9 protein-coding genes and 2 tRNA genes are annotated in these 15,146 nt (G+C 51.4%); 3 read left to right on the top strand and 8 right to left on the bottom strand.

Annotated features, from left to right (window positions below; all coding sequences use genetic code 11):
- Positions 1 to 99: 99 nt before the first annotated feature.
- The 3 genes from QM016_RS00055 to QM016_RS00045 all read left to right on the top strand — a co-directional run bounded on the left by QM016_RS00055 (position 100) and on the right by QM016_RS00045 (position 2,528).
- A tRNA-Gln gene (locus QM016_RS00055) sits at positions 100 to 173 on the top strand.
- Between the two features lie 20 nt (positions 174 to 193).
- A tRNA-Glu gene (locus QM016_RS00050) sits at positions 194 to 270 on the top strand.
- 164 nt (positions 271 to 434) lie between these two features.
- Entirely contained in the window at positions 435 to 2,528 is a 2,094-nt protein-coding gene (locus tag QM016_RS00045) for a DUF6541 family protein (RefSeq protein WP_282709723.1), read from the top strand.
- Between the two features lie 112 nt (positions 2,529 to 2,640).
- On the opposite strand, the gene QM016_RS00040 is transcribed toward QM016_RS00045, so the two are convergent.
- The 8 genes from QM016_RS00040 to QM016_RS00005 all read right to left on the bottom strand — a co-directional run bounded on the left by QM016_RS00040 (position 2,641) and on the right by QM016_RS00005 (position 15,017).
- Positions 2,641 to 5,376, bottom strand: coding sequence for a Cna B-type domain-containing protein (locus tag QM016_RS00040; protein ID WP_282709722.1), 2,736 nt, complete (start codon positions 5,374 to 5,376; stop codon positions 2,641 to 2,643).
- Between the two features lie 162 nt (positions 5,377 to 5,538).
- Positions 5,539 to 7,536, bottom strand: a complete 1,998-nt coding sequence (gene uvrC, locus QM016_RS00035; RefSeq protein WP_282709721.1) for an excinuclease ABC subunit UvrC — start codon at positions 7,534 to 7,536, stop codon at positions 5,539 to 5,541.
- Entirely contained in the window at positions 7,537 to 9,237 is a 1,701-nt protein-coding gene (murJ, locus tag QM016_RS00030; RefSeq protein ID WP_016477157.1) for a murein biosynthesis integral membrane protein MurJ, read from the bottom strand.
- Positions 9,234 to 9,752, bottom strand: coding sequence for a Cys-tRNA(Pro) deacylase (gene ybaK, locus QM016_RS00025; RefSeq protein WP_016477158.1), 519 nt, complete (start codon positions 9,750 to 9,752; stop codon positions 9,234 to 9,236). The genes murJ and ybaK overlap by 4 nt, the downstream gene beginning before the upstream one ends.
- Before the next feature lie 7 nt (positions 9,753 to 9,759).
- Positions 9,760 to 12,633, bottom strand: a complete 2,874-nt coding sequence (uvrA, locus tag QM016_RS00020; RefSeq protein ID WP_016477159.1) for an excinuclease ABC subunit UvrA — start codon at positions 12,631 to 12,633, stop codon at positions 9,760 to 9,762.
- Positions 12,634 to 12,774: 141 nt separating this feature from the next.
- A complete protein-coding gene (locus tag QM016_RS00015; protein WP_282709719.1) occupies positions 12,775 to 14,325 on the bottom strand; it encodes a DUF4173 domain-containing protein in 1,551 nt (516 codons plus the stop codon).
- A 17-nt stretch (positions 14,326 to 14,342) separates the two neighbouring features.
- Positions 14,343 to 14,558 carry a helix-turn-helix transcriptional regulator gene (locus tag QM016_RS00010; RefSeq protein WP_016477161.1) on the bottom strand — a complete coding sequence of 72 codons (216 nt, stop codon included), beginning with the start codon at positions 14,556 to 14,558 and terminating at the stop codon, positions 14,343 to 14,345.
- Positions 14,559 to 15,017: a DUF2975 domain-containing protein gene (locus QM016_RS00005; protein WP_282709718.1), complete on the bottom strand. Its 459-nt coding sequence runs from the start codon at positions 15,015 to 15,017 to the stop codon at positions 14,559 to 14,561.
- Positions 15,018 to 15,146 lie beyond the last annotated feature (129 nt).

The following is a 15,146-nucleotide window of genomic DNA, read 5'->3' as shown; positions in this document are numbered from 1 at the left end:
CTTACAAGGGAATTTCAAATTTCTTGATATTCTCACTTGCATACCTATCACCGCTCCTTTATAGTTATTTCTCGCGCTTATGCGTAAGGGATGACATCTTGGGATATCGTCTAGCGGTAGGACAGCGGATTCTGGTTCCGTCAACGGGAGTTCGATTCTCTCTATCCCAGCCATGTCCTTCCAAACAACATACGGCCCGTTCGTCTAGCGGTTCAGGACGCCGCCCTCTCAAGGCGGAGATCACCAGTTCGAATCTGGTACGGGCTACCAACTGTTCAAGGGCTGCTTTGCGGCCCTTTTCACGTTTTCTACACTTTTACCTACGCTCGGCGGCGAAAAGATTGTCGTAATTCCTGATATCATCAGCATGGCAGAAAACGACGTCTATACTGATAAGACTTTGGCATATCAATTTGATTTGATTCGGAGATTTCATGTGGTTTGAGTTTTGGTTTGCCGTCCTTGCGCTCTGCGCATTGCTTTACCTTCCCGGCACACTCTTTCTCAAAGCATCCCGTATGCCTATCAGCTGGGCACTACCTACGGCTCCTCTTGTCAGCTGCGGCCTTATCTTTATCACCGGAGAGGTTTTCAGCGCTTTGCATATTCCGGCGTACCTCCCATTCATGCTGGGTATCCCTTTATTTGTTGCGGGCATCGCCTATATTGCCGCAAGAATCAGCTTAAAGAAGCGCGGTACAAAGAGTAGTACAAACAGCACCGCAAACAACAGCGCCAATAATACTGTCTTTGCCTGTGACCCTCTCGACTGGAAAATCCTTCTTATGTATGTGGCTGTCGGCGTTGTAACAACAACATTGCTTTACGTCACTTCCCTTTCAAATGCCGGATCCTTCGTGCAGGGCTGGGACATTACGCGCCATTTGGATGTCACTCAAGCTATGATTGATTCCCAACGCTACTCTTCTATCAGCTATGATTTTTACAGTACCTCTGACACCGCCATCATCCCCTGGCAGCCCGGACCTTTAGGGTTTTATCCGTGCGGATGGAATATCCTGACGGCACTGGTAACGCAGCTTATACACACTGACGTGACCATTGCCGGAAATGCTCTGAACTTTGTGGGAGCAGCTATTCTTCTGCCGCTTTCGATGACGACTTTCATTGCAAAGACGTTTCCCCGCAATCGCAGCGCACTTCTCGCCGGCGCCTTTGTCACAGGCGCGTTTGCCGTCTTTCCGTGGGCGCTTCTTATCTACGGACCTATCTATCCAAACACCCTTGCCTTCTGCACCATGCCGAGCATCTTTTGGGTTTTTATGCAGATGACTCGCTCAAAAACGCCCAAACACGAACTTGTGTGGCTTGTCGTCACCTTCCTTTTGGGCGGCATCAGTCTTACTGTCCTGCACGCCTCCACCATTTTTTCAAGCATTATCATCCTCTTGCCCTGGTGTCTCGCCCGTATTGGACAGTCAAAACGACACGTTACCCTTTTTGGCAAGCAACTCAATCCACGGACGCTTGTTTCTGTGTTTTTTGCTGCCATCGTGCTTATCTGGGTCGTACTCTACTTTGCAGTTGTAAAACGCGGCGTCGCCCTCAATTTCTGGTGGAATTCCTATTCCGACCCTCTGAACGCACTTATCCATGCCATAGGCCTCGACTACATTGGGGAATCCTACGCAGGAGGCGAGCTCGTTTCTATGCAGCCGGCACTTACCCTTGTGGTCTTTATCGGCATCGTTTGGACGTTTACCAACAAGCGTGGACGCTGGCTCTCTGTTTCCTTCTTTTATGTTTCACTACTTTGCGCTTTTATCATTACCTTTGATTTTCCCGTCAAAGGCCTTCTTTCGGGCTTTTGGTACACCGATCCCTTCCGTATCGCGGCAAGCGCAGCTCTTACCGCCATGCCACTTGCTGCGGTCGGCCTAGGAACACTTGCATGCGCCGCCTTTGACCAACTTTGCCGTATCGATACACTGCTTAAGCGCCCATTTTGGAAATATGCCGTCGGAGCCTCGGTTGTTACTGTCTTTGTTTTGAGCAACTGCCTCATTGCAATGCCTTCCTCAAAGCACGCGCGACCGACTAACGCGTTTGCCGCCTACAAAGCTGGAGCTGAAGCCTCATATGGCGACAAAGAGCCGCTTACCGACCGTGAGCGAGACTTTTTACGCCGCGTTGAGAACATTATTCCGCGCGGCGCACGCGTGGCAAATATCCCCTATGACGGAAGCCTTTGGGCTTACGCTACCAACAATGTGCATGTTATCTGGCGTTTTCCAACCGGCTACGACGGCTCAGAGAGACCAGCGTCAGCAATCCTGAGAAAGCGTCTGAAGTATATCGCTTCTGATGAAGAAGTTCGTAATACCGCCAAAGAGCTTGACATTCACTATATCCTGATACTTGAAAATCCCAAGAGTCCCGGCGTAATCGGAGATAACTACAAGCTCGGTACATTCCGGGGAATCTCAGAGATAAACGATGAGACACCCGGTCTTGAGACTGTACTTTCCGAGGGCAACATGCGCCTGTATAAGATTACTCTGTACTAAGGTGAAAGCACATAAAAACGCCGCCCTTACGGGCGGCGTTTCACTGGTTGCGTATCACAAGAGAAGAATGACTCTCCTCTGCTACCTCACAAAGTCTGTTTTGATGCGCTGTCTATTGCGCATTGCTTCTTCTGAGATAGACTCCTGCACCAAGAAGGATACATGCTCCAAGAGCAAGCGGGATAACCACGCCTGAAAGGCTCGTATCTCCCATGTCAGGAACTTTACGGGGCCGATCTTTCTTGGGCTTTGGTGTGTCCTGAGGCGTCTCGGTATTTGTTACGGTAAAACCGTCAGTAGCGCTTCCCTCTACTTTTGAGGTATAGCCAGAGACCTCGTCTTCCGTTACCGTATAGGCGATTTCATGGCCGTCAGCGGCATTCTTCTCGAGAGCATCAAACGTACCAGACCAACCATTTGCTTCAGAAAGCGTCAGTGTCTTACCGGTATCCTGGCCATCGGCCAACAAATGGATGGTAACGGACGAACCCTTCTTTCCTACCCACACTTTTTTGACAGAGATATGGGTGGTCTCAGGGGTCGGTTTAATGGTGTTGGTAAGGGTAATCTCAGTAGACGTGGAGCTTATCACCTTGGTTTCAGTCGTCTGCATCCAGCCTTCAGGCACGTCCTCTTCAATCGTTGCCTCAGCGTCCATTGGAAGACCGGTAAACGTATGTGTCCAATTGTTCGCGGCGCTCAGCGTAACGCTTTCAGTACGCTGGCCATTGACAACGAGCCACACTGTCAGCGATTCAGGAACAGTAGCCGAAGGGCTTGGGGTGGTATTCCATACTTTTTTGACAGTCAGCTGCTTAGCCTCGGTCACAGGATTGCCCAAAGTAACTTCACCGTTTGAGCCGATACCACCACCGCGAGCCGCGGAGTTGTCGCTTATGGTCAGTTTGGCTTTGGCATGTGCGAGAGCGATGCCTGTAGCCGAGGGAGACGCTTTCAGAGCCCAAGACTCCGTACTATCATGCACGTCTTTGACAGCCTCGCCACCAGCATCGGCACGAGGTGCATCAGGATCAGGTTCACCGAGAACGTGAGGTGTCAGGATACCGCCATCCTTATGCCAGTTATAAGATCCTCCGCCAAGCATGCGCTCCGCGATGTTGGTCTTGGCACCGTTGTTCTGCATGCGAACAGCAGCGATATCATCGCCAGCACCAGCCGCGGTATTACCATATACGGCCGAGCCTTCATTAACCGAGAAGGACGCCTCTCCCGTGGGACAAAACCATGCGCCTCCGCCGATAACGGAAGCGGTATTGGAGGTAACTTCAGCATTGTAGGCAGTCAGCGAATAGGGCACGGAACCCACATATGCTCCGCCGCCTTGACGGTCTGCTTTGTTGCCGATAATTTCTCCAGCATTCAACACCACGTTATGAGATGCCGAGTAGACCGCGCCGCCGCAGCCTGCGTCACTGGTGATATCGGTACCGGTTGCGGTATTATTCTTCAAGGAGCCGCCGTTCATAGTAAAGGAAGCGGGATAGAAATCAGGCCAGTTCTTGTAGTTAATGTCGTAATACTGGCCGGCTGCCTCCGAGTAGGGCTTCTTACCAAAATAGTCGGTAAACATGTCAAAGGTTGCCACTGCGCCGCCCATGCCGGTTGCGATGTTATTGGAGATGCTTCCGTCATTGAGCGTAAAGTTGCCGCCGCACTGAACGTAAACGCCGCCTCCTCCACCACTTATAAAGCTGCCATCAGCTGCTACAACACCGGTAGCTTTATTGTTGTCAATGGAGCCGCCGTTCATGGTGAAATATGCTTTGGAATGAAAATCGGCATACTGAGGGCTGCCACCATAAACGTATACGCCGCCTCCGAAGGGTGCTTTATTTCCTGTGATGGCGCCACCGGTCATGGTAAATGACGAGGTAACACCCTTATTGCTGTGATCGAGCGCCAGTACCATAACGCCACCAGCCGTCTGAATCTGCTGGCCACCATCACCGCCCGTGATAGTGCCACCCGTCATCGTAAAGCTGGACTGACTAACCAAAACGCTACCGGAAAACTGATTTTTAATCGCAGTGTTCTCAATAGTTCCGCCGTTCATGGTACCTGTTGCGCCCTTATCAAGGTGTACGGCGCCGTTATTGGAGTACACAAGCTCCGTGTTGGAAATCGTACCGCCATTCATGGTAAAAGTAGCAGAAGAACCGTATACATACACGCCACCGGCAGGAGAAGAGGCACTCGAGCCATTCTTCATGACACCATTTTCAAGCGTCAAGGCTCCCGCGCACGTTACGTAGTAGGCTTTGCTTGCACCATCAAAGGTAACATCCCCGTCGATGGTAAGCGCTGCGGTCGCCTCAACCGACATGAGATAGCTTATTGAGGGACTCGCCGCTACAAGACTTGCTGAAGCTCCGTTTGTCGTTAATCTCACGTCTTTCCCAGCAGGAACGGTAATAGTTTCGGACACCGTAATATCTCCGGAAAGAACAATGTCGGTTTTTTGTCCCGCGGGAGCAGCGGCGATAGCATCCTTTAATTCCTGTTCCGTTGAAACAGTTGCTTGAGCGGGCACACGAAGAAGCGATGTCGCCTGCGCTGCCTCAGGACTCACAGGCGCTTCGGAGCCCGCGGGCGCCTTAGAACTCGCATCTGTCTCAGGCGTTTTGTATGTCTTTTCCTCTGAGATTACTTCCTTTGCCGCAGCATCTGTCGATGTCTCTTCTGATACGGCATCCTCTTGTCGCTCATTGGTAGATGTCTGAGTTATAGGAGAGTCAATCTCTTGAGCTTGAGCCCGCGGCATGCCACCTAAAAATGACAGGCTGACTGCCAGAAACAAACTTAAGATCAAAGACCCTGTCTTCTTCATACGCCACCTTCTCTTACTGCTTGTTTTTACGCGATATAGTTTCTGTTACAGAATTAATTGTATAAAATATATCTGCTAAAGCTACGGAAAAATGAAAAGAAAACGGCCTGTAGCACATTTCAACGGCGCACCGCAACATGCCTCACATGTTCAAAGCGCAAATCAACGCCGTGTATTCTCATCCATTCCTGCATCTGAAGCGTTCAGTGTACTTGCAGAGTCTGCGACGTCCGAAGGTTCTTTCTGCCATGCTTTAAGCTCGTCAAAGATACTCTGGGCAAGCGCTTTTGATATACCTTTGACGTGAGCAATCTCATCTGCCGATGCAGCTTTGAGCCTTTTGAATGAACCAAAATAGCGCATGATATCTCGTTTGCGCTTAGGCCCTACACCAGGAATCTCATCAAGGATTGAAACTGTCATGGCCTTGTCGCGAAGTTCACGATGAAACGTGATGGCAAAGCGGTGAGACTCATCGCGCACCTGCTTGATTAAGTAAAGCGACGCGGAACCGGACGGCAGCACAATAGGCGTTTCATCCCACGGCACAAAGACCTCTTCGTCGGACTTAGCAAGACCGCACACCGGAATATCCAGCCCAAGCTCCGCAAGTTGGTTCAAGGCGGCTGTCAGCTGGGGCTTTCCTCCGTCTACCACCAATAAATCAGGACGAGAACCGAAACGTGTATCAGCCATGCGCTCAGGACTATACCGACGGCCAAGCACCTCTGACATAGAAACAAAATCATTCGCTTCATCAAGCTCAGCGTGAATCTTAAACCGCCGATACTGCGATTTATCAGGGCGTCCGTTGGTAAAGACCACCATAGACGCAACCGTAAAAGAGCCATGCAGCGTAGAGATATCAAAGCACTCTATACGCAGGGGCGGCGCGTCAAGCGCCAGAGCCGACTCAAGTTGCAGCAACGCCTGATTGGTACGGTCATCAGAATAACCTGTTCGAATCATATGACGCATGAGGGCGTGTCGCGCGTTTTTAGAGGCCATCTCAAGCAGACGGTGTTTCTCACCACGCTGTGGAAGATGCAAGTTGCAGCTGTGCCCGCGTTTACGAGACAGCCACTCCGAAATGAGCGCCGCGTCAGAGAGTTCAACAGGCACATCAACCTCTGAGGGAATGTCTGCGGTCTCGTCATAGTAGCGCTTGACAAAACCGGAAACCAGCTCATCTTCAGAAACATCAAGCCCTTTGTCCAAAATGAACTCAACTGAGCGGATCGTACGGCCTTCGCGAACCACAAAGACACAAGCGGCGGAAATGGTTTCTTCGCGATAAAAACCGATAAGATCAAGGTTGACCGAAACCGGAAACATCACCTGCTGGCGGTCGTCAAGGGCGCTCAGCGCATCAAGACGCCCCTTGAGGCGCGCTGCTCTCTCAAAATCAAGCTCGGCGGCCGCTTCCTGCATTTGGCTTTGTACCTCAGACACAATCTCGGACCGATTGCCACGCAAAAAGCTCTCTACCTGCCGCACATGCTTGACGTATTCTGCCGTTGAGATAGCTCCCACGCACACCCCCGGTCCGCGACCCACATGATAGTCAAAGCACGGTCTCCCCTTTTCCGCAAAAATCATATTGGCCACAGACGCTTCGTCGGGATGCTTTTCAAGCTCACGACGGCATTTCTTCCATTCCACACAGCCGGCCGCGCAGATAGGGACTACTTTGCGCAGGGTATCGATGGTCTGGCGGGCGGCATAAGAATCCGTATACGGGCCAAAATAGCGCGTACCCTTCTTGTGTTTTTCGCGCGTGTACTTAATGGCGGGAAAAGCGTCCGTTTCAGTAATAGCGATGAAGGGATAGCTTTTATCGTCCTTAAAGTCAACGTTAAAGTAGGGACGGTACTGGGCGATAAGGTTCCTCTCCAGCACCAGTGCTTCATGCTCGTTTTCTACGACGATATAGTCAAAACTTCGTACCACCTGCATCATCAGGGGAATCTTCGCTCTATCATCTTGAAGCGTCACATATTGGCGCATGCGATTGCGCAGGTTTTTAGCCTTTCCAACGTAAATAACCTTATTAGAGCCGTCTTTCCACAGATAGCAACCGGGGCTTGTCGGCACCTGATTGACCTGTTCTCGCAGAGAAACCAGGCTGTCAAAATCTTTATGGCGCGACATGTCCGCCATTTAGCGCCTCAGTCGTCCAAGCAGCGAACGGATAGCCGCCGCTTCGGGGAATCTGAATGCTACGGCTAAACCATAGGTCACCAAGACAGCTGGAATACCAGCGGCGACGCAGTTCATAAGACCTCGCATTGGAGAGCCAATAGCAGGGCCGATAGCTATCTCGAGCACGCGCATGATAAGAACGGCTACACCCGAGCCAAGAAGCCCAAGACCCAAAGAACGTACAAAGGAGAACATCATGGACTTGAATCCGATATGTCCCAATTTTCTCCACAAATCCACAAACATGACTGCATCGACCACAACGTTAAAAATCATCGATGTTGCCGCAACAAAGCCAAGTCCAACATAGGGTGTTGTCACGAGAAGAATAATTACCTGCACGACAGAGCCAAGCGTCGCCGCGACAGCATAGAGCACCATATGACGCATGGCTGAGCAGACTTTCTGCAGGTACATGCCAACGCCATAGAGTGGCAGCGCCAACGAAAGGCCGCTGAGGAACTCGGCAGTCAACAGAATATCGTTTGTTTCAAACCTGCCTGACGAAATAATCGAGACCAACGGCACCGAAAACACTATCAAGTAGAGCATGAACGGCACCGTAAACAAGAGAATCTGGCAGACGCCCTGGGTTAAGTCACGCTTAAACGCCGCGATATCCTCTTTTGCCCAGCTTTCTGAGAGCTCCGTGAATAACGCCGTGGTAACCGGCACCGTCAAAATGGCATAGGGCAGGGTGTACCAAAGACGGGCATAGGTTGCAATGGCGCTTCCAGCTACGCTGATTGAAAGCTGCGAAGAATTCTGAACCGATACCGTCACGAAGTTAGCAACGACAACGATAAGGGCAGGGGCACCAATCTTGAGCGTATCTTTTAGCGCGGGGTCGTGGAAGTCGATATGAGGCCTCAGCTTGATGCCGTTTCTCTTAAGAGAGGGAATCTGTACCAATACCTGCACCAATACGCCAAGCGGATTTCCCAGAGCCAAAATCAAAAGACCAAGACCCGGATGAGAGCCAGCTAACGCCGCATAGGCAAGAAAAGACACCGTCGTCACAAAGTTATTGAAAATAGGGGCCGCCATCGGCCAAAAGTAGCTGCGCTCCGCATTGAGTACCCCGGAAAAGATGGTAGAGAAGCAATAGAGGACCACTTCGATGGCAAAGAAACGGAAGAAGTAGACAGCCAGCTCAGAGTCGAAGTCGGCACGCGCCGAGAAGGACTGCGTATAGATAACCTGACCCGCAAAAATGAAGCCTAAAACGGACACGAGCAGCGTAATCATGACCACAATTGAAAGCAGATTGGACGTATAGGCATTGGCCTCCGCGCTGCCGACTTTCTTTTTCAAAGACATATAGACGGGCAAAAATGCAGTGGTCAGCATGCCGGCGCCCACAAGTTCGTATAACTGGTCGGGCAGTATGTTGGCAACGGAGTAGCAACTTGCCAAAACCGTAGCACCCATAGCCAGAGCCTGTGCCCAGGTACGCATGAAACCGGTTAAACGACTGATAATAACCAGCACACTCATCATGGAAGCCGAGCGACTCACCTGCTTTTGTCGCTCTTCAGGCAGAAGGCCCGGTTCCTCTTCAAGCGTCTCTTGCGACACCGTAGCGAGAACGTCCTCGCGCTCCAGAAATTCATTCTGCTCCGCGGTAATCTCGCGCATGTGTTTTGGCTGATAACTCACGACCTCGCCTCTCGAACGATATCGGCAAATGTTGCTTTAATACACGATGCTAGTGCAATCGGCGAAACGGTGATGCCGAGACCCTTGCGACCGCCGGACACATTAATCACATCAAACAACTGAGCGGTCTCATCAATGAGCGTGGGAAACTGCTTCTTCATACCGATTGGCGTGCAGCCTCCCCGAACATACCCCGTAACGGCCTCAAGATCTTTGACCGGCAGCATCGAAAGACTTTTTTTACCCGCCGCAGAAGCAGCCTTTTTCAAGTTAAGTTCTTGCGCGACAGGCACGCAGCACACCACATACTCACCGGCAGGCGCTTCGCATACAAGCGTTTTAAACGAGGCATCTTTATTCTCGCCAAGCGATTCCGCAATACGCACGCCCAACTCACCTGAAGGAATACTGTCATCGACATCGTATCGGTGCGCTTCAAACGAAACACCAGCGGCTTCGAGTTCACGCATGGCGTTCGTCTTTTGGATTGTCTGAGCCTTCTCACGCCTGGTCATATCAGCATCACTCCTGAGCCTGGCGCTTGCGATCCCGCTCAAGGATGGGAGCGAGAAACGCGCCGGTGTAGGACTCTGGTATCTGAGCCACCTGTTCAGGCGTGCCGTAGGCAACTACAGTTCCTCCTCCGTCTCCCCCTTCGGGGCCCATGTCGATAATACGGTCCGCCATCTTAATAACATCAAGGTTATGCTCAATGACCAGTACCGTATTGCCGGCGTCCACAAGGCGCTCCAGCACATCAACCAGCTGGCGGACGTCTTCAAAATGAAGGCCTGTAGTAGGCTCGTCCAAAATATAGAGCGTCTTGCCCGTCTGTGTACGGTGCAGTTCCTTTGCCAGTTTCACGCGCTGAGCTTCGCCGCCGGAAAGCGTGGTAGCCGGCTGACCCAAATGAATGTAGCCAAGGCCTACATCGTGCAGCGTCTGAAGTTTGTTTTTGATGCGTGGAATGTTGGCGAAAAACGCAAGCGCCTCATGAACCGTCATGTCAAGCACATCGGAAACGGACTTGCCGTGATATAGAATCTCCAGGGTCTCGCGGTTGTAGCGCTTACCGTGGCAGACCTCGCAGGGCACATAGATGTCCGGCAGAAAGTTCATTTCTATCTTGATTTGACCGTCGCCTTTGCAGGCTTCACAGCGTCCCCCCGGCACGTTGAATGAGAAGCGTCCTGCCGAGTATCCGCGGGCGCGAGATTCGGGAACAGAGGCGTAAAGGGCACGCAAGTCATCCCATAGGCCAATATAGGTTGCGGGATTGGACCGCGGTGTGCGGCCGATAGGGCTTTGATCGATGTCAATGACTTTGTCGATACGGTCAATGCCCGAAAGCTTCCTGTACTCCCCGACGGCTCGCTTAGAATGATGAACGGCATTGGTCAGCGCAGGGGCGAGAGTATCGGTCACCAGCGAAGACTTACCTGAACCGGAAACTCCTGTCACGAGAGTCAGCGTGCCTATCTCTATTTTGGCGCTCACGTCTTTGAGATTGTTTGCCGATGCTCCCGTAATTGCGAGGGCGCCTCGTCCCGGCTTGCGACGCTTTTCCGGCAATCTGATTTGGCGCCGACCAGTAAGATACGCGCCTGTAATGGAATCAGGATTTTCAACAATCTCTTCCGGCGTACCGGCAGCAACTACCTTACCTCCCAGCTCGCCCGCTCCAGGTCCCATGTCAACCACATAGTCCGCCGCGCGGATCGTATCTTCGTCATGCTCCACCACCAATACGGTATTACCGCGGTCACGAAGCTGTTTCAGCGTTTCTATCAAGCGATTGTTGTCGCGCTGGTGAAGGCCGATGGAAGGCTCGTCCAAGATGTACAACACACCCATAAGACCAGCACCTATCTGTGTCGCCAGGCGAATGCGTTGCGCTTCGCCACCGGAAAGCGTAGCTGCAGCACGAGAAAGCGTCAGGTAATCAAGGCCGACATTCACAAGAAATTGCAAGCGAGCCACAATCTCTTTCACAATGGGGCCTGCGATAAAATGCTGCCGTTCCGTAAGCGTTAAAGCTTTGAAGAACCGCAAGCTTTCTCGGCATGACATCTCCGTAACTTCCCAGATGTTCTTCTCGCCAACGGTAACCGCCAAAATTTCAGGCTTTAAGCGCGCGCCGTGGCATGTGGAGCATGGCATCTCACGAATGTAGTGATCAAGATGGGTCTTCATTGTTTCTGAGGTCGTATCTTGATACTTGTCAAACAGTATCTTGCGCACGCCTGCAAACGTGGTGAACCAGTGGGTATTGCGGCCGTCGCGCGTAACGTAATCAACGCGGATTTTAGTTGCTCCTAAGCCGCCAAGCAGCGCGTCTTGCACACGCTTTGGCAACTTCTCCCACGGCGTTTTGTCAGAAACTCCCAAGTGAGCGCAGACAGCGGAAAGAATCTGCGGATAGTAGTTGGAATGACCAAAAATGCTACCGAAAACACCTTCGGAAACGGAAAGTTTGGGGTCGGTGATAAGGGCAGCCGCATCGATAATCTTGCGAATGCCCAATCCGTCGCAATCAGGGCACGCGCCATATGGAGCGTTAAATGAGAAATCACGCGGCTGCAGGTCGTCCATAGAGTACCCATGGATAGGGCACGCCAGTGCCAGCGAGTACTGCAAAAGCTCATCAGGCATATGCTCCGGATCATTGCGATCCGCAAGAAGAAATACGCCTACTTTGCCTTGGGCGAGCTTAGTAGCCTGCTCAACCGCTTCAACCACGCGTCCCAGCGAATCGGCCCTGATGACAATACGATCCACCACAACTTCAATGGTGTGTTTGAGAGTCTTACCCAGCTTGATCTCTTCTCCATCAAGCTCACGTACCTCTCCATCCACGCGCACGCGGGAAAATCCTTCACGCCTCAGATCTTCAAACAGCTTGGTATATTCGCCCTTGCGGCCCAAGACAACAGGAGCCAAAACCAACGCACGGCGACCCTTCCCCGCCTCAAGAATCTTGTCGGCTACCTGATCGGTAGTTTGACGCTCAATCACACGACCGCACTCAGGGCAATGCGGAATGCCGATACGAGCGTATAAAAGTCGCAGGTAATCGTAGATTTCAGTAACTGTACCGACCGTTGAGCGAGGATTTCTGCTGGTAGTTTTTTGGTCAATGGAAACAGCAGGAGAAAGACCGTCAATAGAATCCAGATCGGGCTTATCCATTTGACCTAAAAATTGGCGTGCATAGCTTGAAAGCGATTCGACATAGCGACGCTGACCCTCGGCATAGATGGTATCAAACGCAAGACTTGACTTTCCCGATCCCGAAAGACCGGTAATAACTACCAGCTTATCGCGGGGAATATCAATATCCACATCCGCAAGATTATGCTCGCGCGCACCACGAATCGCAATTTTGTTTGACGCCATACTTCCTCACCTGGTATATCAGTGCCGGCAGAGCAGTCTCTGCCGGCCAACTTTTCCTAGCCTTTTAGTTTACCCAAGCAAGGACTTTCTACGTAGTGCAACAGCTTATTTTAGGTATTTTTTGAGACTTCTCCATGAAGCTCACTGTTCTGATGGGTAAACAGGAAAGTAGTTTGGGATCATCTCGCGTATCGTCCGGTATGACCAGGGAGTTTGTCCGTAAAAGCAGCTCATGCCGTCAAGACACATCCGCGCTTCTTCCTTTGCAGCGTCCGTACCAGAAATTGACGCGAGCTTCTTGAGCGCCGGTACGGAATCAGGACCAAGCTCATACAGATACTCCACATCAATCTGCCTGAGAGAGCCTCCAAGGTAGCCGTCAACATTAAACGCGGCGATACGAGCGGCAGGATTGCTGAGAGCAAACACCAGCCAAATGACAGACAGACAGAAAACGCCCAGCTTAAAGACGGGTACATTCGGCTTGTGTATACGCACGGCCGCAATGATCACAAGCGCTAAAATCGCAACCATGCCCATATAGGTCATAGCACGCAGCATTGAAAGACCAAACTCTACGGTATACAGGGTCATTCTCTGCGCGGCAGATACCAGCATCACAAGGGTCATGGCGAGAAGGACGTAGAGTAAAGTCGAGCTTATCGCTGTACGTTCTTCCCGTTTTCTTACTGCAAGCGCAAGCAGCGTCAGGGCAAGATTGATTGCCGTCACAACGACAAGCTCAAAGAAACCCGATCGCGCATACTGTGCGTAGCCTCCGTGTAGGGCACTCGCCTCAACACCGCCAAAAAGATAGGTGATTTGAACGAAAACAAAGAGTGCATATACCGCATCAATCAGAACGAGCGTCGTCGCGATAAGCACGTTTGATACCTGCGGTTTATTGAGCTTCTCGCCTAGCGCACAGTCTTTGCCAAGCGCATGTATAACGGCATAGAGCAGTGAAAACGTAATCGAAACAATGACGGCAATTCGTATGATTCGCACAAGCCATACGCCGCCACTCTCCAGATTCCAGTCAAAAAACGTATCAACTATGCGGGCAAAAACCTCATCAGCCGAGAAGAGCAGTGGTAACACCACAAGAAGAATGCAGCCCGCAAGAGCTATGCCTATGATAATCGCCCGGGTACGCTCACTGGCAATCGGCTTCTTCCGCAATGCGCGATACGCCATCCCAGCATGGGCAAACTGATGTCTGCAAAAGAAGCTGACAGAAGCAATCCAGCCGTGCATGGTTAAAACGATACGCTCCGAACATCCGCTGATCAGTAAAAAATCGAGCATATAAAGCATAAGCAACACGAGGGCGTTTGCCGAGCGAAGGTCATGATTTGCGCTGATGGACGGAACGATTGCAGCAAGCGCCGTTGCTGCCAGAAGTATTCTGGTAATCCGTCCCAGGCGCTTGAGGCCTCCCTGTAAAAAGACGAGTACTGCCAGCGTAGTAAGCATATAGAGGGTCAAGCCAACGCCGCCAATCGTAAAAAATTCCAATGAGAAACGAGCTGTTTCAAGGTTCCCGTCGGCGCAAAGCACCCACAGGACAGAAAGAAGCGTGGCCAAACCAATGCCCACCTGGTCTCGATGCGTCAGCGCAACGGACTGTTTTTTAGTAAAGCTCTCGCCAGGGTCTTGAGGAAGACCCTCGGGCGGTACGGGATATGACATGCTACATTCCTTTCGGACTACACGGTATCCGGTATGAATTCCAAAAGCTCGCCGGGCTGACAGTCAAGCTCACGGCAGATTGCCGCCAGTGTTGAGAAGCGAATAGCCTTTGCCTTTCCTGTTTTTAAGATTGAAAGGTTGGCAAGGGTCACGCCCACGCGTTCGGACAGCTCGGTCAGGCTCATTTTGCGTTTCGCAAGAACGACATCCAGATTGACTGCAATCGAATCCATCTAAATCACCAGGTCATTCTCATCCTTCAAGGATGACGCTCTGGTAGTGAACAGGGAAAGCGCCGCGGCAATAACGGTCAGAGAGATTGCAAAAATGAGCGCTACGGAAAGAGATGCGACAACAGAAAAGGCCACAGGTGAAACTGCCACGAGATACGCCACCAACAACACAAGCCACAAGAGCGCGTCTGCCGCGGCGAAATAACTCATCAAGCGAAGCAGATAGGCGTTCTCCTTGGAAAAAAGTTCGCCTTGTGCAATACGCGAGAAAAGCCTCCATGAGGTGAGCGCGACTGCTAAAAGCGGAAGAATGCCCAGTGCAAACGCCGGCGTTGCGCCGAGAGGTAAACGGTTTCCCTGTTCAAGCTGAGGAATAACCACAACAGCAACAACTATGCAGGCGACAGCGGCGGCCGCATTCACTAGCTTCAATATCAGCGATGTTTCTCGATACGTCATATAACCTCCCACAATCGCAATCTCTCGTATCATCATGATAGCTAATTCATATCGAATTTCAATATCAATTTATTGTTTTTCAATAAATTTTAAAGTTCTTGTGGGAGCTTTGGAGAGCTTGGGTAGAAT

Origin of the sequence: Lancefieldella sp. Marseille-Q7238 (genome assembly GCF_949152215.1) — a bacterium.
Lineage (GTDB): Bacteria > Actinomycetota > Coriobacteriia > Coriobacteriales > Atopobiaceae > Lancefieldella.
The sequence above is the reverse complement of the archived record's forward strand: the minus strand, read 5'-3'. Positions and strand labels throughout refer to the sequence as shown.